Origin of the sequence: Kitasatospora xanthocidica (assembly GCF_014656195.1) — a bacterium.
GTDB lineage: Bacteria > Actinomycetota > Actinomycetes > Streptomycetales > Streptomycetaceae > Kitasatospora > Kitasatospora xanthocidica.
This window is the reverse complement of the sequence record NZ_BNBY01000003.1, coordinates 427,494-447,684: the sequence shown is the minus strand read 5'-3', so window position 1 is coordinate 447,684 and position 20,191 is coordinate 427,494. Positions and strand designations below refer to the sequence as shown.

The following is a 20,191-nucleotide window of genomic DNA, read 5'->3' as shown; positions in this document are numbered from 1 at the left end:
GACGAGGGACTGGATCCGACGACGGCCCACGCCGGAGCGTACGACCTTGCCCAGGGCGCTCACCGGACCGCTCCCGCCGAGCCGTTGACGGTGATGCCGCTGACCGTGTTGGCCACGTCCCGGGCCACCGCACCGTCCACCAACTCGATCGTGCGGCCCGCGGTGCTCGCGGCCAACTGCACGTCGTGGGTGACCAGCAGGATGGTCTGGCCGTCGCTGTTCAGGTCCAGCAGCAGCTCGCGCACGTCCTCGGCCGAGCTGGAGTCCAGGGCGCCGGTCGGCTCGTCGGCCAGCAGCAGCGCCGGCTCGTTCATCAGGGCCCTGGCCACCGCCACCCGCTGCCGTTCCCCGCCGGACAGCCGCTGCGGATAGGCCTTGACATGCCGGTCGATGCCCAGCGACTCGAGCAACTCGACGGCCCGCTCCTTCGCTTCGCGCTTGCCTATCCCGGCCAGCTGCGCCGGAACCATGACGTTGTCCAACACGGTCAGGTCGTCCAGCAGGTTGAAGAACTGGAAGACCATGCCGATGGAGGCCCGGCGGTACCTCGCCGAATCGGCCTCGCCGAGCTGGTCGACGCGGGTGCCGTCGACGGTCACGGTGCCACTGGAAGGCTTGTCCAGACCCGCGATCAGGTTCAGCAGCGTGGACTTGCCACTGCCGGAATGGCCGAGGATCGCCACGCACTCACCAGCCGCCACGGACAAGGTGACGCCGGCCAGTGCGGGCGGGCCGTCGGCGTACTTCTTCGTCGTGTCGCGAAGATCGATCATCGGTGCGTTCGTCATGACCACGAACCTAGGAACGGACCACGATCCACCGCGTCGGCCGACGGATGTCACCTCTTCCCAGGCCATCGGCCAGGGGGCGTATCCGGCGCATCCGGCGTACATCCCCGGGGCGACGCGCGGAGCCGACGCCGCTGAATACGATCTCCGCATGGAACAGCTTCTCCAGCGTCTGTCGACATCGAAACGCGTGACCTGGCTGACGTCACAGGCCGTGGTACTGGCCACCGCCTGCTTGTACGCGCTGATGCTCCCCTTGACGATGCCGACCCCTGAGAACGGCCTGTTCCGGTTCCCCGACCTCGAGCCCGCCCAGATGGTCGGTCTGTACATCGTCCTCGCCCTGCCGGTTCTGCTGGTGCGCCGCCTGCCGGCGGCGGTCTTCGCGGCGGTCCTGGGCGAAACGGTCCTCGGCGACGCTTTCGGCGCGCGGCCCTCGATCGTGTTCGTCCTGCTCGTCGGCTTGGGCGGGTACCTCGCCGTCCGGCGGCCCAAGGCTGCCGCCGTCGGCTCCGTCGCGGGCGTCGCGGCCGCGCTCGTCAACGACCTCCACACCCGCGAGCAGTCCGTCGGCGACGCGGTCCAGTGGGCCGGGGGTTTCGCGTTGTGGTTCGCGGTCGCGTGGGTCTTCGGCGGGGTGTACCGCAAACGCCGCGAATACCTGGAAGCCCTGCAGGAGCAGACCGCGGCCCGCGTCGTCATGGCCGAGCGGCTGCGGATCGCCCGCGAACTGCACGACAGCGTCGCGCACAGCATCGGGATCATCACGGTGCTGTCGGGAGCGGCGGCGCGGGTCGTGGAGAGCAAGCCCGAGCAGGCGCGGCAGGCGCTGACCGGCATCGAGACCACCAGCCGGGAGACGCTGCTGGAGCTGCAGCGCATGCTCGGGGCGCTCCGCCGCGCCGAGCCGGACGACGCCATGCCGCAGGCCGCTCCGCTGGCGCCGGCCGGCAGCCTGGCCGACGTCCCGCAGCTCGCCGAACGCACGGCCGGCGCCGGGGTGCGGGTCCAGGTGACCTGGCGGGGCGAGCGGCGTCCGCTGCCGCCGGAGATCGAGCTGTCGGCGTTCCGGATCGTCCAGGAGTCGGTGACGAACGTGGTGCGGCATTCCGGTGCGCGGACGTGCCTGGTCGCGGTCGGCTACGAGCCGGAAGGGGTGACGATCGAGGTGGTCGACGACGGGGACGACGGTCTCGGCGGGCCGGGCCGTCCGAGGCTCTCGGCGGCGGTCGGCGGGAGCGGCTTCGGCCTGCTCGGCATGCGCGAGCGGGTGACCTTGCTGTCCGGCCAGTTCAGCGCCGGCCGGCGTCCGGAGGGCGGGTTCCGGGTGGCTGCGAGGCTTCCGGCATGAGCGAGCGAAGCGAGCTCACCGTCAACAGGTGCGCGTGCGCGAAGCGCTCGCCGAGCGTCAGCGAGGTGGGCGCATGAGCGTGCGGGTACTGCTGGTCGACGACCAGCCGCTGATGCTGGTCGGGCTCGGGATCCTGATCGGCGACACCGACGACCTGGAGGTGGTCGGCGAGGCCGGCGACGGCCGCGAGGCGGTGCGCCTGGTGCGTGAACTGCGTCCGGACGTCGTGGTGATGGACATCCGGATGCCGGGCATGGACGGGATCGAGGCGACCCGGCAGGCGACCGCCGAGCCGGACCCGCCCAAGGTCCTGGTGCTGACGACCTTCGACCACGACGAGTACGTCTACGGCGCACTGCGCGCCGGGGCCAGCGGATTCCTGCTCAAGAGCATGGCCCTGGACGCGATCCTGGAAGCGATCCGCGTGGTGGCCGCGGGCGACGCGCTGATCGCACCGAGCGTGACCCGACGGCTGATCGCGGACTTCGCCGGAACTCCCGGCCCCGCGGCCCCCGAACCGGACGCCGGGCCCGCCGTCGACTTGAGTCCGATCGCGGGGATCACCGACCGGGAGCGCGAGGTGCTGGCACTGGTCGGACAGGGACTGTCGAACGCTGAGATAGCCGAGCGGCTGGTGATCAGCGCGGCGACCGCGAAGACCCATGTCGCGCGTCTGTTCGCCAAGCTCGAAGCTCGGGACCGCGTCCACCTGGCGATCATCGCCTTCGAAACCGGACTCGTGCCGCGTAGACGGTAGAGGCCGATGGGAGGGGCGGACGGTAGGGGCAGGATCAACGGTAGGGGCAGGATCAGATGAACGATCGCGACCACGGATCCGCCGCGTTCCGGACGTGCCGTCACACCCCCGGTCGCAGCAGGATCGGGCATCGGGGCGTACCTGTGGCTCGCGCCGGCGCCGGCGGCGCCGCCAGCGCCGCCGGAGGCCCGGGCCGGGACACTACCTCGCCGACTGGCCGTCAGGCTTCCGCCGGCCGGGGAGTTCGGCGCGGCGGACGGCGTCGGAGGTGAGGGCGGCGATCGCGCTCAGGCTGGAGAGGGCACCGCAGGCGAGGAAGACGGGGGCGGCTCCCCAGGCACCGATGGCGGCGCCGACCAGGGGGTAGCTCAGCGGGGCGAGGCCCAGCATGGTCAGCATCACGACGGAGGTGACCCGGCCGAGGTAGGCGGGGTCGGTCGCGGTCTGGATGAGGGCGCTGCCCAGGCCGCCGGAGACGCCCGCGCACAGGCCGACGGCGGCGGCCAGGACGGCGGCGGTCCACAGGCTCGGGACCAGGGCCATCGCCGCCGCGCCGGTGCTGGCCCCGAACAGGGTGCCCGCCATGGTCAGGCCCGCCCGGGGCAGGCGGCCGACGACGGTGAGCAGCACGGCGCCGGCGGTGGCCCCGGCGCCGAAGCAGGCGACGATCCAGCCGTAGCCGGACGGGCCCCAGCCGCGTTCGGCGTTGAGGAGCACCATGCCGACGTTGAGGGTGCCGGTGAGGCCGAGTTCGCAGACGGCGCCGACGGCGACCAGCGGGCCGATCAGGCGGTGGCGGCGCAGGTAGCGCAGGCCGTCGAGGAGGTCGGCGCGGGCGCTACCCGGTTGGGGCGTCCCCTCGGCGGCGGGTGTGTCGAGGGGCCGGACCCGGACGGTGAGCAGAAGCGGCAGGGAGAGCGCGAAGAGCAGGCCGGCGACGCCGAACGCGGCCGCCGGGCCGCCCAGGCCCATGGCCAGGCCGCCGAGCGGCGGGCCCGCGATCTGGCCGACGCGCATCGACAGCGAGCGCATACCGGTGACCCGGGTCAGCTGGTCGGGCCCGGTGATCCGGGGCGGGAGGGCGCCGATGGCGGGGACGAACAGCGCGTCCACCGCGCCGAAGACGAGCGCCACCGTGACCAGCAGCCAGAGCGCGGGCGTGCTCAGGGCGATGCCCGCGGCCACCGAGAGGATGAGCAGGCAGCGCAGGGCGTCGCTGCCGAGGATCACCCGCCGGGGGTCCAGCCGGTCAGCCAGTACGCCGCCGCCGAGCATCAGCACCGCGCGGGGGAGCGCCCCGGCGGCCATCACCAGGCCGACCTCGGTGGGGCCGGCGGCCCGCTGGGCGGACCAGCCGAGGGCGACGAAGTAGACGCTGTCGCCGATCAGGGAGGCGGTGTAGGCGGCGAGCCAGCGCAGCACGTTGGCGTCGCGGTGGGCGGGCGGTGCGGCGGGTGGTGTGGCGGTCTGGACGGCGCTCTGGACGGTGGGGGTCGCTTCCGCGACGGCCATGAGGGGCTCCGGTCGTCTCTGTGGGGGCGGAGTGGGGGGCTTGGGCGGTGCCGGGAGCGTCAGGGGCGGAACGGGAACCCGTACAGGTGGACGGACACGTGCTCGCGGTCCGCCGTGTCGCCGGCCGCCCGGGCGGCCTTGCCGCGCTCCCGCCAGCGCCGGGACAGTTCCTGCAACTCATCACCCAGCGCGGCGAGTTCGGCCGGGTTGAGGTCGAGCAGCCATTCGGAGCTGAAGGCCGCGTCGGTCCACTCCTTTCCCCAGGCGGCGCCCTGTCCCAGGTACGCGCGGTACTGGGCGGTGCGGGAGTCGATGAGACCGTGCGTCACCGCGCCCACGACGGCGGCACCCTCCGGCGTCCCGGTGAGGTCGGACTCCCGGAAGCCCCAGCCCTCCTCGGAGGCGACCTGCCACCACCGCTCCCGGCCGTCAGTGCTCCGGCCGCTCGCCTCGGCGACGAAGCCGTGCTCGGCGAGCTTGCGCAGGTGGTAGCTGACCAGCGAGGGCGCCTGGTCGACCTGCTCGGCGAGCTGCGAGGCGGTGGCGGTGCCCGCCGCGTAGAGCAGGCGGTAGAGCTGCATCCGCAGCGGGTTGGTGAACGCCTTCAGGCGGGACAGGTCGGTGATCCGGTCGGTCTCGGGCTGCTGCGGTTGCTGGGGCATGCCACCACGGTAGATCCGAAGGGAAAGTTGCGCAATAAAAATTTCGCATCGGGGAGTGCCGGGCACCGAACTGTGTGAACTACGTGGAACTACTTGGAACTACCGGAGACGGGTCGCAGTCCGCACAAGGTCCGCGACGGCTCTGGACCGGCTGTGCGGCGGCCAGGCGATCACGGTGGTGACCTTCGGGGCGTCCAGCACGGGCACGGCGGCGAGGTCACTGTGCAGTTGGGCTCGGCACGACTCCGGTGAGACCGCGCAAGCGCGGCCGAGCGCGACGAGCTGCAACAACTGCGCGTGGTCGCGGACCTGCGGGCCGGGGCCGGGCTGGTAGGTGCCGTCGGCGCAGGGCCAGCGTGGCAGGGGCAGGCCGGGCAGCCCGGTGATGTCGGCCATGTGCACGTGGGTCCGGACGGTGAGCGGATGCCCGGCCGGCAGGACCACGACCTGGCCCTCCGTGCCGAGTTCCTCGGTGTGGAACCCGGCCGTCGAGTCGAACGGCCGGTGCAGCAGCGCCACGTCGGCCCGGCCCTCGCGCAGGAATCGTTCCTGCTCGGCCGGGCCGCACAGGATGACGTCGACGGGGACCGCGCCGGGTTCGGCGGCGTACGCGTCCAGCAGTTCCGCCAGCAGTTCGCGGGACGCGCTGGCCTTCGTGACCAGGACCAGGCCGGGACGGCCGGCCGAGGCAAGGGCGGCGCGGCGGGTCCGGCGCTCGGCCGCCTCGACCGCGTCGAGGGCCGCCCGGCCCTCGGCCAGCAGCACCGAGCCGGCCTCGGTCAGCGTGACGGTGCGGCTGGTCCGGTCCAGCAGCGCCGCCCCGAGCCGGCGCTCGAGCTGCTGGATCGCCCGTGACAGAGGCGGCTGAGCGATCCCGAGCCGCTCCGCGGCGCGCCCGAAGTGCAACTCCTCGGCGACGGCCACGAAGTAGCGCAGTTCTCTGGTCTCCATCCGGCCACCGTACTCCGGATCGATACCCGGATGGTATCGCTGCCCACCCAATCGGTCTTGGACCCCCGCCGGGGTCCGAGAGCAGCATGGTCCCCATGAGCGAACGAACGATTGCGCTGGTCACCGGCGCGAACAAGGGAATCGGCTACGAGATCGCCGCGGGCCTGGGCGCCCTCGGCTGGAGCGTCGGCGTCGGCGCCCGCGACGACCGGCGCCGCGAGACCGCGGTGGAGAAACTGCGCGCGGCCGGCGTCGACGCGTTCGGCGTACCGCTGGACGTGACCGACGACGCGAGCGCGACAGCCGCCGCACGGCTGATCGAGGAACGGGCCGGGCGCCTCGACGTGCTCGTCAACAACGCCGCGATCACCGGCGGCATGCCGCAGGAGCCCACCCGCGTCGACCCCGCCACCATCCGCACGGTCGTGGAGACCAACGTCATCGGCGTCATCCGCGTCACCAACGCGATGCTGCCGATGCTGCGCCGCTCCGCCTCACCGCGGATCGTGAACATGTCCAGCTCTGTCGGCTCCCTCACCCGGCAGTCAGAGGCCGCCGGTGAGCTGACAGTAGGTCCGGTAGCCGCGGCGTACTCGCCGTCGAAGACGTTCCTGAACGCCGTCACCCTCCAGTACGTCCGGGAGCTGAGCGGCACGAACATCCTGATCAACGTCGCCTGCCCCGGCTACGTCGCGACCGACCTCAACGGCTTCCGGGGCGTGCGCACCCCCGAACAGGGCGCGGCGATCGCCGTCAAACTCGCGACCCTGCCCGACGACGGCCCGACGGGCCAGTTCTTCGAGGACGCCGGCGTCGTGCCCTGGTGACGTGCACGGCGGTCAACACCCGCGCGGCCACCGGGGGTGAGGCCGCTTCGCCCACGCGTCCCGAACAGGTTCGTCGACGCCCCCGGTCTGACACCGTGCCCGGTGTCAGACCGGGGGCGGCATCGTCAGCCTCGCCCGCCGGGAGCGGCGGCGAGGCGGCCGAGCATCGCCATCACGACGATCCGCGCGTCCTTGTCGTTCGTCACCGTGCAATGGGCGTCGACGCCTCGCTCGTCCGGTGCCTCGTCCGGCTCGGCGAGGCCCAGCCGGATCAGGTCGACGGCGTACTCGTGGTACCGGGAGTGGTCCGCCGCGGCGCTCACGGCTTCGACGTGGTCGATGCGGTCGGGGTCCGCGGCGCGCAGCAGTGCCGGGGTCGGCGGCGGGCCCAGCTCCTGCCCGATCCACTCCGAGACGGCCTCCCGGGGGCAGCCCGGCTCGAGCTCCGACGTGGCCGCCGCCGTGAGTGCCAGGTGGATGAGGAGGGTCCCGAACCAGGTCCCGGCCTCGGCCGGCGGTGTCTCCGTTCCCGCCGGCGGCATCACGGCCCGGTACAGCGCGGCCGCGTCATCGGCGTGCGCGGCGGCGGAGACCGCCTTCACCGCGCGGCCGAGGGCGGCCTGGTCGATGGTCATGTCGACGGTTCTCCCTGCAATCGGCGACCGCCAACGTACCGCTCCGGCGCGGTGAACCGCTGGTGAAGCGCGGATTCGCCCCGATCCGCGCGCTGGTGGTTGACGGCGGTTCCCGAACGCGGGTGCGGCACACCCGCCGACGGGGGCACCGCCTGGGTGCCCCCGCGCAGCTTCCTCCCGCGCCACCTCGTGTCCTCACAGCCCGGGCGGAGCGCGGTGCGGGCGCCGTAACGGCGCTGAATCGATCTTCTCGGCCGGTCGCAACACGCCGTTCCTACGGTGGCTCCCGTCGGGGAGCGGCCCCGGCTGCCGGTGGAACGCGATGCGCGGAGCAGCCCCGGCACCCGTACGGCTGAGGGGGCACTGTGGCGGGGACGGACGCGGGCCGGGTGCGGACGGTCTGTTCGTACTGCGGCGTCGGCTGCGGGGTCGTGCTGGACCTGAAGCAGGACGCGGACGGCCGCCGGACCGTGGCCAAGGTGTCGGGCGACAAGGACCACCCCGCCAACGGCGGTCGGCTGTGCACCAAGGGCGCGACCCACGCCGACCTGCTCGCCGCCCCCGGGCGCCTGGAGACCGCGCTCGTGCGCGGCGCCCGGGGCGAGCCGGCGGTGCCCGTCGACGTGGACGCGGCGGTGGCGGCCGTCGCCGGTCGGCTGCGGGCGGTCCTGGACAAGTACGGTCCGGACGCGCTGTCCCTGTACGTGTCGGGGCAGATGTCGCTGGAGGCGCAGTACCTGGCGAACAAGCTGGCCAAGGGCTTCATCGGGACCAACCAGATCGAGTCCAACTCCCGGCTGTGCATGGCCAGTGCGGGCAGCGGCTACAAGCTGTCGCTCGGCGCGGACGCCCCGCCCGGCTCGTACCAGGACTTCGACCGCGCTAACGCCTTCCTCGTCATCGGCGCCAACATGGCCGACTGCCACCCCATCCTGTTCCTGCGCATGATGGACCGGGTCAAGTCCGCCGGGGCCAAGCTCATCGTCGTCGACCCCCGGCGCAACGCCACCGCCGACAAGGCCGACCTGTTCCTGCAGATCCGGCCCGGCGCCGACCTCGCCCTGCTCAACGGGCTGCTGCACCTGCTCGTCGAGAACGGCCACACCGACGAGGAGTTCATCGCCGGCTTCACCGACGGCTGGGAGGAGATGCCCGGCTTCCTCGCCGACTACCCGCCGGCGAAGGTCGCGGAGATCACCGGCCTCGCCGAGGCCGACATCCGGCAGGCCGCGCGGTGGATCGGCGAGGCCGGCGACTGGATGAGCTGCTGGACGATGGGCCTCAACCAGTCCACCCACGGCACCTGGAACACCAACGCCCTGGTCAACCTGCACCTGGCCACCGGCGCCATCTGCCGCCCCGGCGCCGGGCCGCTCTCGCTCACCGGCCAGCCCAACGCCATGGGCGGCCGCGAGATGGGCTACATGGGCCCCGGTCTGCCCGGCCAGCGCTCCGTCCTCGTCGATGCCGACCGCGCCTTCGTCGAAGACCTCTGGGGCATCGAGGCCGGCACGCTGCGCACCGAGGTCGGGCGCGGCACGGTGGAGATGTTCGAGCGGATGGCCGCCGGTGACACCAAGGCGTGCTGGATCATCTGCACCAACCCGGTCGCCTCGGTCGCCAACCGCAAGACCGTCATCGCCGGTCTGGAGGCCGCCGAACTCGTCATCACCCAGGACGTCTTCGCCGAGACCGAGACCAACGCGTACGCGGACGTGGTCCTCCCGGGCACCCTGTGGGCCGAGTCCGACGGTGTGATGATCAACTCCGAGCGGAACCTCACCCTCGTCCCCGGCGTGGTCACCCCGCCCGGCCAGGCCACCCCGGACTGGCAGCTCATCGCCCGCGTCGCCTGCGCGATGGGGTTCGCCGACGCCTTCACGTACGCCAACTCCGAGGAGGTCTTCGAGGAGATCAAGCGGGCCTGGAACCCCCAAACCGGCTGGGACATCCGCGGCGTCACCTACGAGCGGCTGCGCGGGACACCGGTGCAGTGGCCCGCCGCGCCCGGCGGGCCCGACCGCAACCCCGTCCGCTACCTCAACGACGGCGTCAGCCAGGCCCTCCTGGAACGCGAGGACGGCACCCGGCCGCGGCTGGTCTTCCCGACCGGAAACGGGCGCGCCCGGTTCTTCCCCCGCCCGCACCTGCCGGCCGCCGAACTCCCCGACGACGACTACCCGTTCGTCCTCAACACCGGCCGCCTCCAGCACCAGTGGCACACCCTCACCAAGACCGGGAAGGTTTCCAAGCTCAACAAGCTCAACCCCGGGCCGTTCGTGGAGCTCCACCCCGAGGACGCCCAGCGGCTGGGCATCGGGGAGCGGGACCACGTCGAGATCACCTCCCGACGCGGCCGGGCCGTGCTGCCCGCCGTGGTCACCGACCGGGTTCGCCCCGGCAACTGCTTCGCGCCCTTCCACTGGAACGACCTGTTCGGCGAGTACCTCAGCATCAACGCCGTCACCAACGACGCCGTCGACCCGGTCTCCTTCCAGCCCGAATTCAAGGTCTGCGCCGTCACCCTCGCCAAGGCGGCGGTTCCGGTGCCGGTGGCGCCGGTGCCCGTGGCCCGACCCGAGAGCGAGCCTGCTGCGGACACGGCGGATGGCGCACCCTCCCCTGAGCAGGACGCCGTACCCGCGCTGGCGGCGATGCTCGGCCTTTCCGACCTCGTGCCGCCTCCGCTCGCCGAGCACGAGCGCCGCTACCTCGCCGGCTACTTCTCCGGTGTCATGCTGGCCCCGCCCGGCCAAGGGATTCCGGTTCTGCCGCCCGGCGCCCCGTTCGACCACGAGACGGCCCGGTGGGTCGACGGCGCTCTCGCCGGCCTGTTCTCCCGCGTCGCCGCACCGGGCGGTCCGCAGGTGCCCACCGGCGGACCCGCCCCGGACGCCGCCCCGGTCACCAGCCCCTCGACCCGGCGCCTGCTCCTGCTGTGGGCATCCCAGACCGGTAACGCCGAGGAGTTCGCCGCCGCCGTCGGCACCCGGATCGCCGAGTCCGGCCGCGTTCCGGACCTGCGCCCCATGGCGGAGGCGACGCCCGCCGATCTCACCGCCGACACCGACCTGCTCGTCGTCACCAGCACGTTCGGCGACGGCGATGCCCCCGACAACGGCGCCGACTTCTGGCAGGGCCTCAACACGCCCGACACGCGGCGGCTGGACGGCCTGCGCTACGCCGTCCTCGCGTTCGGGGACTCCGCCTACGGTGACTTCTGCGGCCACGGCCGTCGCCTCGACGAACGCCTCGCCGAACTCGGCGCCATCCGCCTGCACCCGCGCACCGACTGCGAACCCGACTACGAGGACGCCGCCGGAGCCTGGCTCGACGCCGTCCTCTCCGCCCTCGACGCCCTCGACGCCCTCGACGCCCTCTCCGCCCCCGACACCTCGGCCGAGGAGCCGCGCCCCACGGCAGCCACCACACTCCCGGCGGCCGGAAGCACGTCGCCCGCCCCGCCGTCCGCCGTGCCGTCCGCCCCGCCGTCCGCCCGACCGACCAGGAACGACCCCTACCCGGCTCCCCTCTCCGGGAACGAGCTGCTCAGCCTCCCGGGCGCCGACAAGGAGGTCCGCCGCTTCACCTTCGACATCGGCGACCAGGTCGAGTACCAGGCCGGCGACGCCCTCGGCGTCCGTCCCACCAACTGCCCCGACCTCGTCGCCGAATGGCTCGCCGTCACCGGTCTCGACCCCGGCGCCGAAGTCGTCCTCGCCGGCACCAGCACCGCCACCTTCACCGACGTCCTCCTCCACCACCTCGACATCACCCGCATCACCCCCGAGCTGCTCCGTACGGTCGCCGACCGCACCGGCGACCGCGAACTGAAGCGGCTGCTCCGCCCGGACAACAAGGACGGCCTGGCGAAGTGGAGTTGGGGGCGTCAGGCCGTCGATCTGCTCGCCGAGTTCCCGGTCCGCCTCGGTGCCCAGGAGTGGGCCGCCCTCCTCAAGCCCCTCAAGCCCCGGATGTACTCGATCTCCTCCAGCCCCCTCGCCACCCCGGGCAGGGTCAGCCTCACCGTTTCCGTGCTCCGTTACGAGGGCCCGCGCGGCCACGCCCGCAAGGGGGTCGCCTCCACCTTCCTCGCCGATGCCGAACCCGGTACCGAGGTACCGCTGTTCGTGCAGGGCTCCGCCCACTTCCGGCCGCCCGGCAACCCCGACACCCCGGCCGTCATGGTCGGCCCCGGTACGGGTGTCGCCCCCTTCCTGGGCTTCCTCGACCAGCGGCGCGCCCTCGGCCACCGGGCCGGCAACTGGCTGTTCTTCGGCGAACAGCGCCGCGCCACCGACTTCTACTACCGGGACGAACTGGCCGAACTGCACCGCGACGGGACGCTGTCCCGCGTCGACCTCGCGTTCTCCCGGGACCAGCGCAACAAGGTCTACGTCCAGGACCGGATGCGCGAACACGGCGCCCAGCTCTGGTCCTGGCTCCAGGACGGCGCCCACTTCTACGTCTGCGGCGACGCCTCCCGCATGGCCAAGGACGTCGACCGGGCCCTGCGCGACGTCGCCGTCGCCCACGGCGGACTCGACGAGGACGGCGCGGCCGCGTACGTCAAGCAGCTCGCCGCCGACAGGCGCTACGCCCGCGACGTCTACTGAGGCCGTGCGTGCGGCTCAGCCCCGTCGCGGCCGTGACCGGGCGACCGTCACGGCCAGGGCGGCCAGCCCCGCCGCCACTCCGGCGGCGACCACGGCCGACCAGCCGCCCTGCGCCCAGGCGAGCGAGCCGACCGTCGAGCCGACGGCGATGCCGGCGAAACGCAGGGTGAAGTAGCAGGTGTTCAGCCGGTTGTGCGCCCCCGGCGAGAGGGTGAACAGGGCGCTCTGGCAGGCCACTTGGTTGCCCCAGGTGGCCACGTCCAGCACCACCACGCCCGCGGTCAGCCAGCCGAGCGAACCGCCGCCCGGCAGCAGGAGCGCCCACCCCGCGAGCACCGCCACCACCAGCGCGGCCGGCCCGCGCCGCGCGCCGAGCCGGTCCGCGAGCCGTCCCGCCGCCGGGGACAGCAGCGCGCTCGCCGCGGCGACCAGCCCGAACAGGCCGATCACCGTTGAGCCGAAGCGGTAGTGCTGGTCGAGCAGGAGGGTCAGCGCCGTCCAGAAGGCCCCGAAGGAGACCCCGACCAGGGCGCCGGACACGGTCACCCGCCGGACCAGCGGCTCGGCCGTGAACAACCGGGGCAGTGAGGCCAGCGCCGCGCCGTACCGGACCGCCCCGACCGGCGGGAGGGCGGGCAGCGTCCGCCGGAGCACCAGCGTCAGCAGCAGGGTGAGCCCGGCGGAGCACCAGAAGACCGCTCGCCACCCCGCGACCGAGGCCACCGCACCCGCGTACGTGCGCGCCCCCAGCACCCCGACCAGCAGCCCGGCCTGGACGACGCCGACGGTCCGTCCCACCGGCCGTCCCGCGGCCTGTCCCGTGGCCCGTCCGCCGGCCAGTGCCACCGCGAGCGGCGCGACCAGCTGCGGCACGGGGGAGACCAGGCCGAGGACGAACCCGGCGGCCGCCAGCCAGCCCGGGCCGGGGGCCAGCGCGCAGGCGGCCAGCGCCAGTGCGGCGGCCCCGCTCAGCGCGCAGATCAGCCGACGGCGGTCGACGCAGTCGCCGGCCGGGACCAGCAGCGCGATCCCGACGGCGTAGCCGAACTGGGTGGCGGTCGGGACGGCGCCCAGGAGGGCGGGGCTGCTGTGCAGGGAACGGGCGGCGGCACCGAGGAGCGGCTGGCTCAGGTAGACGTTCGCGGCGGTGACCGCCGAGGCGGCGGCGAGCAGCACGATCGGCACCCCACGGGTGGGGGCGGCAGGCGAGGGGCGGCAGGGAGCGGCGGTGTCGATCACGTGAGTCCACGCTAGGCAGGCCGGACCTGGCATGCTGTCGCGCGAACGCCGAGAACTGTCGAGAGTGTGCCAATGCACGGCAAGAGCGAGAACCGCGAGGACTACCAGCACGTGCCCAGGCCGCTGGCCGCGATGGCACGCGACCTCCCCGACGGCCACCACATCCCGCCGCACCGGCACCGCCGGGCGCAGCTGATCTACGGGACCAGCGGGGTCATCACGGTCGTCACCGACCGGGGCAGCTGGGTGGTCCCCGCGACCCGGGGCGTCTGGGTCCCGCCGGAGACCGAACACGCGATGACCTGCGCCGGCCGGGTCCGGATGCGCACCGTCTACGTCGAACCGCGGGCCGCACCCGAGCCGCCCGGCGAACCCACCGTCGTCTCGGTCTCCCCGCTGCTGCGCGAGCTGATCGAGGCCGCCACCAGGATCCCGCTGGAGTACGACCCGCACGGGCGGGACGGGCGGCTGATGGACCTGCTGCTGTACGAACTGGAGCCGCAGCCGGTGCCCGCCCTGCACCTGCCCGTGCCCGCCGACCCCGAGCTGGAAAGGCTGTGCGCCGCGATCCGGGCCGACCCGGGCGCGGTGTGGACGACCGCCACCGCGGCCGCCCACACCCACCTCAGCCCCCGCACCCTGCAACGCCGCTTCCCCCACGCCACCGGCATGACCCTGGCCCACTGGGTGCAGCAGGCCCGCCTGCTGCACGCGGTGATCCTGCTCGCCCGCGCCACCCCGGTCAGCACCGTCGCCGCCGACCTCGGCTACGCCACCCCGAGCGCCTTCAGCGCGATGTTCCGCCGCTCCCTCGGCGTCACACCGACCGGCTACTTCGACTGAGGGCCCCGGGGCTACGCCTTCCGCCCGCTGCGCCCGGCACGGGATGCCTGGTCAGTGCATGGCCGGCCAGGGGACGGTGGTCTGGGCCGGGGCGGCGTAGTCGGTGCCGGGGACGTGCCAGCCGTAGAGGCGGCCGACCTGGGTGTGGAACCAATCGGTGTCGGCGAGGTCGGGCAGGGTGTCGGTGGTGGCGGCGGCCCAGCGGGCGTGGATGTCGGCCTGGACCTTGGCGTCCAGCTCCCAGCCGTCCAGGCGGATCCGCTGCTCCTCGTCGAGCTGGAGCGGTGCCGCGCCGGTGAGCTGCTGCCAGAGGGTGGTGGCCTGCTGGGCGGTGCTGCGGAAGTCGTCGCCGAGGGCGGCGCGGAGCAGGCTGGTGTAGAGGGCGATGGACGGGATGGCGGTCGAGGCCTGGGTGACGGCCGCGCCGGCGACCACGGTGTGGGCCTGTGCGCCGAGCGGGGCGAGGCGCTGCTGGAGGTGGCGCGCGGTCTCCTCCAGGTGCTGCTTGGCCGCGCCGATGGTGCCGGCCCGGTAGATCGGCGCGGTGAGGTCGGAGCCCACGTAGGAGAGTGCGACGGTGTGGAATCCGCCGTGGATGAGGCCGCGGTCCGCCAGGGCGTCGATCCAGAGCTTCCAGTCGTCGCCGCCCATGACCCGTACGGTCGCCTCGCGCTCCGCGTCGTCGGCCGGGTCGAGTTCGAGGGCGCCGACGACCGGGGTGTCCCCGTCGAACTGCAGGGTCTTGGCCCGGTAGGCGGATCCGAGCGGCTTGATCGCCGAGTGGTGGACCTCGCCGGTGGCGGGGTCGGTGCGGCGGGGCGCGGCGACGCTGTAGACGAGGTAGTCGACCCGGCCGTACCGGGCGGCGAGGTGGTCCAGCGCCTGTTCCTTGGCCGCGGTGGCGAAGGCGTCCGCGTTGAGGAAGGTGAAGTCGGCGTCGGGCCCGGCGAGTTCGGCGGTGCGGGCGGTCCGGTACCAGCCGGCGGAGGCGGTCCGGCGCTCGGTCTCGGGGGCCTCGAAGGCGATGCCGACCCCGCGCATGCCGTGGGTGCGCAGCGCGGCGACGGTGGCGGCGAGGCCGTACCCGGCGCTGGAGCCGATGATCAGGGCGACCGGTCCCTCCGCGCCGGCGGGGCCGCTGGGCGCGGGGGTCTGCTGCCACAGGTCGTCGACGACGGCGGCGCAGCCCCCGGGGTGGGAGTTGACGTAAAGGAAGCCGCGGTTGCCGGGCTTGATCTGGCGGAGGGTCATCGCTGTCCGTCCTTCGTGCTGATGGAGTGCCGCGCGCCCACTCCGGGCCCGGCCGCTGCTCCATCTTGGTCCGGCCGGTCCGTGCGGTGATCTGGCGACATGTGCCAGCGTCCGCGCACCGATCTTGTCGGTTCCGCCCTCGTGCTGACGGTGTTTCCGCAGCTCGGGGGTCTCGGCGTCGGTGGAAGGGTGGCCCGGTGTGCGGCGTCGTCGGTACTGGCGGTCGGAGGTCTTCTCAGAAGAGTGATCCCTCGCCACAACTGGCCGGGCGACAAACGGAACAGTGGTTCTGTATGGTGAGGCTCACAAGCAGAACAGCGATTCTTTTTGCAGGAGGTGCGATGCCTCGACTCACCGACGCGCGCAAGGAACTCCGACGTGCCCAGATCACCGAGGCCGCCGTCCGCTGCTTCAGCCGCAACGGCCTGGAGCGGACCTCGATCGCCGACATCACGGCCGAGTCCGGCCTGTCGACCGGCTCGATCTACGCCCACTACCGCAACAAGGCCGACCTGGTCCAGGCCTCCGCCCACGCGGTGCTCGCCAAGCGCGCGGAGGCCCTCGGCGAGTACGCCGGGAGCGACACCCCGCCCGACCCCGACGAACTGCTCGACCGGCTGATCGCCGGCATCGACCCGGTCGAAGCCCGGGTCGGCGTGCAGACCTGGGGCGAGGCGACCAACAACCCGGTCATCCACGGCATCGTCGTCGACACCATCGACCGGATGCGCGCGATGGTGCACGACAGCGTCACCGCCTGGCTGGTCAAGGTCGAACACCTCGAACCGGCCGAGGCCCAGGAGCGCGCCACCCCGATCGCCCACCGGGTGCAGAGCCTCTACCTGGCCCAACTGCTGTACACCGCCCTGCAGTCACCGACCGAGGAGACCGCGCCATGACCACCCCGACTGCTCGGACCGCTCCGTTCGCCGGCCGCACCGTCTCCCGGGTCGGCTACGGCGCCCTGCAGCTCGAACGCCTGCACCACAGTCGCGACGAGGCCGTCGCCCTGCTGCGACGCGCGGTCGAACTGGGCGTCGACCACGTGGACACCGCTCAGTTCTACGGCTTCGGGTTCGCAAACCGGGTCATCCGCGAGGCGCTGCACCCCGAGGACGGCGTCCTGGTCGTCACGAAGGTGGGGGCTGACCCGGATCCGGGCGGGCCGATGCCGCTGCGGCTCGCGCAGCGCCCCGAACAGCTGCGCGCCAGCGTCGAGGAGAACCTGCGCAGCCTGGGCGTCGACCGGCTCCCCGTGGTCAACCTCCGCCGGCTCGACTCCGGCCCCGGTCTGCGACCCGACGGCGACCAGCTGGTCGACCTCGACGACCAGCTCGACGTGATGACCGCCCTGCGCGACGAGGGCAAGATCGGCGCGATCGGTCTGAGCTGCGTCACCCTCGACGGGCTGCGGCGCGCCCTGCCGGCGGGCATCGCCTGCGTGCAGAACGCGTACAGCCTCGTCTCCCGCGACGACGAGGAGCTGCTGCGGCTGTGCGCGGCGGAGGGCATCGCCTGGGTGCCGTTCTTCCCGCTCGGCGGGTCCTTCCCGGCCCTGCCCAAGGTGACCGACGAGCCGGCGGTGCACGCCGTGGCCGAATCCCTGGGCGTCACACCCTCGCAGGTCGGCCTCGCCTGGCTGCTGCACCGCGCCCCCAACGTGCTGCTCATCCCCGGCACCGCCGACCCCGCTCACCTGGAGGCCAACACGGCGGCCGGCCGGATCGCGCTCGACGCCGCCGCCCTGGCCGCCCTCGACGCCATCGAGTCCCGCTCCGCCGACGTTCCCATCGGCTGACCGCCGCGCCCCTGTGAGGACGGATCATGAAAGCCATCGTCTACCGCGAGAACGGCGGCCCGGACGTCCTCCGGCTCGTCGACCGCGACCTGCCCGTGCCCGGCCCCGGCGAGGTCCGCGTCCGGGTCGCCGTGTCCGGGGTCAACCCGACCGACTGGCAGGCCCGTTCCGGCCTCGCCCATGCCAAGCAGTTCCCCGAGGTCACCCCGCACCTGGACGGCGCCGGCGTGATCGACGCCGTCGGTGAGGGGGTCGACCGGAGCCGGGTCGGTGAGCGGGTCTGGCTGTTCATGGCCGCCGCCGGGCGGCCCACCGGCACCGCCGCGGAGTTCACCGTCGTACCCGCCGAGCGGGCCGTGCCGCTGCCCGACGAGGCCGGCTTCGACGCCGGCGCCGCACTCGGAGTCCCCGCGCTGACCGCGCACCGCGCGCTCACCGTCGCCGAGGACGGCCCGCGCCGCCTGCGGCCGGGGGCACTGGACGGCGCGGTCGTGCTCGCCGCCGGCGGGGCCGGGGCGGTCGGGCACGCCGTGATCCAGCTCGCCCTCTGGGCCGGCGCGACCGTGATCAGCACGGTCAGCGGACCGGAGAAGGCCCGGCTGGCCACCGCCGCCGGCGCCCACCACGTGGTCGACTACCGCGAGGGGGATCCGGCCGCCGAGATCCGCGGGATCGCCCCGGACGGCGTCGACATCGTCGCCGAGGTGGCGCTCGGCGCGAACATCGCACTGGACCTGGCGGTGCTGCGGGCGCGCGGCACGATCGCGACCTACGCCAACGACGGCGGCAAGCCGGTCGAACTGGACGTGCTGCGCAGCATGGTGCTCAACGCGCGCCTCCAGTTCCTGGTGCTCTACACGGCCGGTCCGCAGGCGCGCACCGCGGCCGCCGAGGACGTCGCCGCCGCGCTCCGCGACGGCGCCCTGCCGGTCGGCGCGGAACACGGCCTGCCGCTGACCCGCTTTCCGCTCCACCGCACCGCCGACGCGCACCGCGCGGTGGAGAGCGGCACGGTCGGCAAGGTCCTGGTGGACATCACGTCCTGACGCCACGCTGTGCCCCACCTTGCCCAACACTGCGCCCCACCTCGCCGCGAGGGTCCCGACCCGGACCGGCGGGGTGGGGCGCACTCGTGGTCGGATCTCCCCTCGTCACGCGCCCGGATGCGGCGCGGATGCGCCGAAGCTAGTTTGTGTACGGGAGATTCGCGCTCGTAATGCTCGCAACGCTTGTGAGGTGGCGAACCCGGTGGGCGCTTCGGCCTTGGTGAAACGGAACCAGCCGGCAATAGGCCCGATGCGAGGCGGCCGCGATCGAGGCGATGCCGCACGACAGTAACGGAACTCCCGCAGAACGACGACCTGAGCATTGCTCGGTCTTTCAAGAAGCGGAAGGGTGTCGCAGATGGCAGGGAGATTGTCACGGGCCTGGACAGCGGACGAGGCTGCCGAACACCGGCGATCACGCGGTCCGGACCGGACGGGCGAGGCCGTCCCGGTGGATCGGACGGAGCAGGTCTCCAGCGGTGAGGACCACCGTCCTGGCGTGGAGAGCGACTACGCCGGCGACGACGGCCGTGGCGACGACCCCACGCCGCAGGAGGGATGACCGTGGGACTCTACTTCCAGAACAGCACGTCGACGACGGTCTGGTTCGCTTACGCCTATGCGAACGGCGACTGCGCCTCGGAGGGCGACCCGTGGTCGAAGACCGGATGGTTCATGGTCACCCCGCACACGGATCTGAAGGTGCGTTCCGGCCCGGTCAACGGGGCGAAGTACTTCTTCTACGCGGAGAACCAGGACAGAAGTCTGAGCTGGGGTGGCGAATTCCTCACCCAAATGCCGGACCGGGCATTCGACTGGTGCTGGACCACGGGGAGCACCGACTCCCGGCTGCTCGGCATGAAAAAGATCATCGTGCCGGTGACCTCGGTCAACCACACGATCAACGTCATCGGGCCCTGACCTGACGGGCCGGCCGTGCGGCAGCCGTGAAGGCTGCCGCACGGCCATGGTCGCTTCAGGGCGGATCGGCTCGGCGTGCAAACAGCCGAAGGGGCTCAGCGCCGGTACGCGGCGGTCGCGATCTCGACGAACGACCGGATCAGCGGGTTGCCGTCGCCCTCGTTCCACACCGCCACCACGCGGCTCGGCGGCAGGTCAGAAAGTGGCACCACGGTCAGCTCGGGGGCCAGGTCGTGGCCGAGCGGAGCCAGGCCGACGGTGCCGTTCCACAGCACGGCCTGCAGGCACTCGTGGACGGCACGCACCACCGGGCCCCGGCGCGGGCTGCCGCCGTGCCAGTACGACTGCCACGCCGGGTCGGTGTCCGGCGGGAACCGGAACCAGCTGCGCCCGTCCAGGTCGGCCAGCCGCAGCCGGTCGCGGCCGGCCAGCGGGTCGTCGGCGCGCAGCACCACGCCGACCGGGTCGCTGCGCAGCGTACGCACCGTCAGGGCGGTCTCGTCGAAGGGCGCCCGGGTCAGGGCGATGTCGACCAGCCCGGCGCGCAGCCCGCAGGTCGGGTCCGTCAGGTCGGTGTCGCGGACACGGATCTCGACGCCGGGATGGCTACGGCGGTACGCGGCGGCCATCCTGGCCGTCCCCGGGTCGGTGCCGTCGCCCAGGATGCCGACCGTGATGCTCGCGGTGCCCGCCGCCGTGCTCACCCGCAGCCGTACGCGGTCGGCGTGGTCGAGCAGCTCCCGCGCCTCCCGGAGCAGCACGGCGCCCACCGGGGTGAGCGTGACCCCGGTGGGGGAGCGGTCGAACAGCGGGGCCCCGACGTCGGACTCCAGACGCCTGATCGCCCGGCTCAGCGGCGGCTGGCTCATGTGCAGGCGGGTGGCGGCCCGGCCGAAGTGGAGTTCCTCGGCGACGGTCACGAAGTAGCGCAGGGTCCGTAGCTCCACGCTGCCACGATACCCAGGAGGTATCGGGATCGCGGAACAGGTCTTGG

At 73.1% G+C, this 20,191-nt stretch carries 17 protein-coding genes; 9 read left to right on the top strand and 8 right to left on the bottom strand.

Annotation, left to right across the window (positions count from 1 at the left end; translation table 11 throughout):
* Positions 1–59 precede the first annotated feature (59 nt).
* The gene (locus tag IE332_RS08120) at positions 60–788 is read right to left on the bottom strand and encodes an ABC transporter ATP-binding protein (RefSeq protein ID WP_189914458.1); all 729 of its coding nucleotides are present in this window, start codon (positions 786–788) and stop codon (positions 60–62) included.
* Here IE332_RS08120 and IE332_RS08115 point away from each other — a divergent pair.
* On the top strand, positions 787–2,139 hold the full coding sequence (locus IE332_RS08115; protein ID WP_229928420.1) for a sensor histidine kinase: 1,353 nt from the start codon (positions 787–789) through the stop codon (positions 2,137–2,139). The two genes, IE332_RS08120 and IE332_RS08115, sit on opposite strands and share 2 nt — an antisense overlap.
* A 73-nt stretch (positions 2,140–2,212) precedes the next feature.
* On the top strand, positions 2,213–2,896 hold the full coding sequence (locus tag IE332_RS08110) for a response regulator (RefSeq protein ID WP_189914457.1): 684 nt from the start codon (positions 2,213–2,215) through the stop codon (positions 2,894–2,896).
* 201 nt (positions 2,897–3,097) lie between these two features.
* Here IE332_RS08110 and IE332_RS08105 read toward each other — a convergent pair whose 3' ends face one another.
* From IE332_RS08105 to IE332_RS08095, 3 genes are all read right to left on the bottom strand, one after another.
* Positions 3,098–4,408 (bottom strand): MFS transporter, encoded by a 1,311-nt coding sequence (locus tag IE332_RS08105; RefSeq protein WP_189914456.1) that lies wholly within the window; start codon positions 4,406–4,408, stop codon positions 3,098–3,100.
* A 59-nt stretch (positions 4,409–4,467) separates the two neighbouring features.
* Positions 4,468–5,070 (bottom strand): ArsR/SmtB family transcription factor, encoded by a 603-nt coding sequence (locus tag IE332_RS08100; RefSeq protein WP_189914455.1) that lies wholly within the window; start codon positions 5,068–5,070, stop codon positions 4,468–4,470.
* A 99-nt stretch (positions 5,071–5,169) separates the two neighbouring features.
* Positions 5,170–6,021 carry a LysR family transcriptional regulator gene (locus tag IE332_RS08095; RefSeq protein ID WP_189914454.1) on the bottom strand — a complete coding sequence of 284 codons (852 nt, stop codon included), beginning with the start codon at positions 6,019–6,021 and terminating at the stop codon, positions 5,170–5,172.
* 95 nt (positions 6,022–6,116) lie between these two features.
* Here IE332_RS08095 and IE332_RS08090 point away from each other — a divergent pair, with 95 nt between their 5' ends.
* Positions 6,117–6,848, top strand: coding sequence for an SDR family NAD(P)-dependent oxidoreductase (locus tag IE332_RS08090; protein WP_189914453.1), 732 nt, complete (start codon positions 6,117–6,119; stop codon positions 6,846–6,848).
* Between the two features lie 125 nt (positions 6,849–6,973).
* Here the strand turns inward: IE332_RS08090 and IE332_RS08085 are convergent, their stop codons facing one another.
* On the bottom strand, positions 6,974–7,483 hold the full coding sequence (locus IE332_RS08085; RefSeq protein ID WP_189914451.1) for a hypothetical protein: 510 nt from the start codon (positions 7,481–7,483) through the stop codon (positions 6,974–6,976).
* Between the two features lie 365 nt (positions 7,484–7,848).
* Between IE332_RS08085 and IE332_RS08080 the strand changes: the two genes are divergently transcribed.
* Positions 7,849–12,099, top strand: a complete 4,251-nt coding sequence (locus tag IE332_RS08080; protein ID WP_229928419.1) for a bifunctional nitrate reductase/sulfite reductase flavoprotein subunit alpha — start codon at positions 7,849–7,851, stop codon at positions 12,097–12,099.
* A 15-nt stretch (positions 12,100–12,114) separates the two neighbouring features.
* Here IE332_RS08080 and IE332_RS08075 read toward each other — a convergent pair whose 3' ends face one another.
* Positions 12,115–13,338: an MFS transporter gene (locus IE332_RS08075; RefSeq protein ID WP_229928418.1), complete on the bottom strand. Its 1,224-nt coding sequence runs from the start codon at positions 13,336–13,338 to the stop codon at positions 12,115–12,117.
* A gap of 72 nt (positions 13,339–13,410) precedes the next feature.
* On the opposite strand from IE332_RS08075, the gene IE332_RS08070 reads away from it, so the two are divergent.
* Positions 13,411–14,181 (top strand): AraC family transcriptional regulator, encoded by a 771-nt coding sequence (locus IE332_RS08070; protein ID WP_189914448.1) that lies wholly within the window; start codon positions 13,411–13,413, stop codon positions 14,179–14,181.
* Positions 14,182–14,232: 51 nt separating this feature from the next.
* On the opposite strand, the gene IE332_RS08065 is transcribed toward IE332_RS08070, so the two are convergent.
* Positions 14,233–15,432 carry an enoyl-[acyl-carrier-protein] reductase FabV gene (locus IE332_RS08065; protein ID WP_189914446.1) on the bottom strand — a complete coding sequence of 400 codons (1,200 nt, stop codon included), beginning with the start codon at positions 15,430–15,432 and terminating at the stop codon, positions 14,233–14,235.
* A 341-nt stretch (positions 15,433–15,773) separates the two neighbouring features.
* On the opposite strand from IE332_RS08065, the gene IE332_RS08060 reads away from it, so the two are divergent.
* The 4 genes from IE332_RS08060 to IE332_RS08045 all read left to right on the top strand — a co-directional run bounded on the left by IE332_RS08060 (position 15,774) and on the right by IE332_RS08045 (position 19,197).
* Complete coding sequence (locus tag IE332_RS08060; protein ID WP_189914443.1) at positions 15,774–16,331, top strand: TetR/AcrR family transcriptional regulator; 558 nt, start codon at positions 15,774–15,776, stop codon at positions 16,329–16,331.
* Positions 16,328–17,230, top strand: coding sequence for an aldo/keto reductase (locus IE332_RS08055; protein ID WP_189914442.1), 903 nt, complete (start codon positions 16,328–16,330; stop codon positions 17,228–17,230). The genes IE332_RS08060 and IE332_RS08055 overlap by 4 nt, the downstream gene beginning before the upstream one ends.
* A gap of 26 nt (positions 17,231–17,256) precedes the next feature.
* A complete protein-coding gene (locus tag IE332_RS08050; RefSeq protein WP_189914440.1) occupies positions 17,257–18,276 on the top strand; it encodes an NADPH:quinone reductase in 1,020 nt (339 codons plus the stop codon).
* Positions 18,277–18,840: 564 nt separating this feature from the next.
* Positions 18,841–19,197, top strand: a complete 357-nt coding sequence (locus IE332_RS08045) for a DUF1036 domain-containing protein (RefSeq protein WP_189914439.1) — start codon at positions 18,841–18,843, stop codon at positions 19,195–19,197.
* Between the two features lie 95 nt (positions 19,198–19,292).
* Here IE332_RS08045 and IE332_RS08040 read toward each other — a convergent pair whose 3' ends face one another.
* Positions 19,293–20,144 carry a LysR family transcriptional regulator gene (locus IE332_RS08040; protein WP_229928417.1) on the bottom strand — a complete coding sequence of 284 codons (852 nt, stop codon included), beginning with the start codon at positions 20,142–20,144 and terminating at the stop codon, positions 19,293–19,295.
* Positions 20,145–20,191: the final 47 nt, after the last annotated feature.

What these genes read in the sequence shown, in the direction of transcription:
- IE332_RS08120 (WP_189914458.1), bottom strand. Translation starts at nt 788, where the DNA reads ATGACGAACGCACCGATGATCGATCTTCGCGACACGACGAAGAAGTAC.
- IE332_RS08055 (WP_189914442.1), top strand. Translation starts at nt 16,328, where the DNA reads ATGACCACCCCGACTGCTCGGACCGCTCCGTTCGCCGGCCGCACCGTC.
- IE332_RS08050 (WP_189914440.1), top strand. Translation starts at nt 17,257, where the DNA reads ATGAAAGCCATCGTCTACCGCGAGAACGGCGGCCCGGACGTCCTCCGG.
- IE332_RS08070 (WP_189914448.1), top strand. Translation starts at nt 13,411, where the DNA reads ATGCACGGCAAGAGCGAGAACCGCGAGGACTACCAGCACGTGCCCAGG.
- IE332_RS08090 (WP_189914453.1), top strand. Translation starts at nt 6,117, where the DNA reads ATGAGCGAACGAACGATTGCGCTGGTCACCGGCGCGAACAAGGGAATC.
- IE332_RS08110 (WP_189914457.1), top strand. Translation starts at nt 2,213, where the DNA reads ATGAGCGTGCGGGTACTGCTGGTCGACGACCAGCCGCTGATGCTGGTC.
- IE332_RS08085 (WP_189914451.1), bottom strand. Translation starts at nt 7,483, where the DNA reads ATGACCATCGACCAGGCCGCCCTCGGCCGCGCGGTGAAGGCGGTCTCC.
- IE332_RS08100 (WP_189914455.1), bottom strand. Translation starts at nt 5,070, where the DNA reads ATGCCCCAGCAACCGCAGCAGCCCGAGACCGACCGGATCACCGACCTG.
- IE332_RS08115 (WP_229928420.1), top strand. Translation starts at nt 787, where the DNA reads ATGACCACGAACCTAGGAACGGACCACGATCCACCGCGTCGGCCGACG.
- IE332_RS08065 (WP_189914446.1), bottom strand. Translation starts at nt 15,432, where the DNA reads ATGACCCTCCGCCAGATCAAGCCCGGCAACCGCGGCTTCCTTTACGTC.
- IE332_RS08105 (WP_189914456.1), bottom strand. Translation starts at nt 4,408, where the DNA reads ATGGCCGTCGCGGAAGCGACCCCCACCGTCCAGAGCGCCGTCCAGACC.
- IE332_RS08060 (WP_189914443.1), top strand. Translation starts at nt 15,774, where the DNA reads ATGCCTCGACTCACCGACGCGCGCAAGGAACTCCGACGTGCCCAGATC.
- IE332_RS08095 (WP_189914454.1), bottom strand. Translation starts at nt 6,021, where the DNA reads ATGGAGACCAGAGAACTGCGCTACTTCGTGGCCGTCGCCGAGGAGTTG.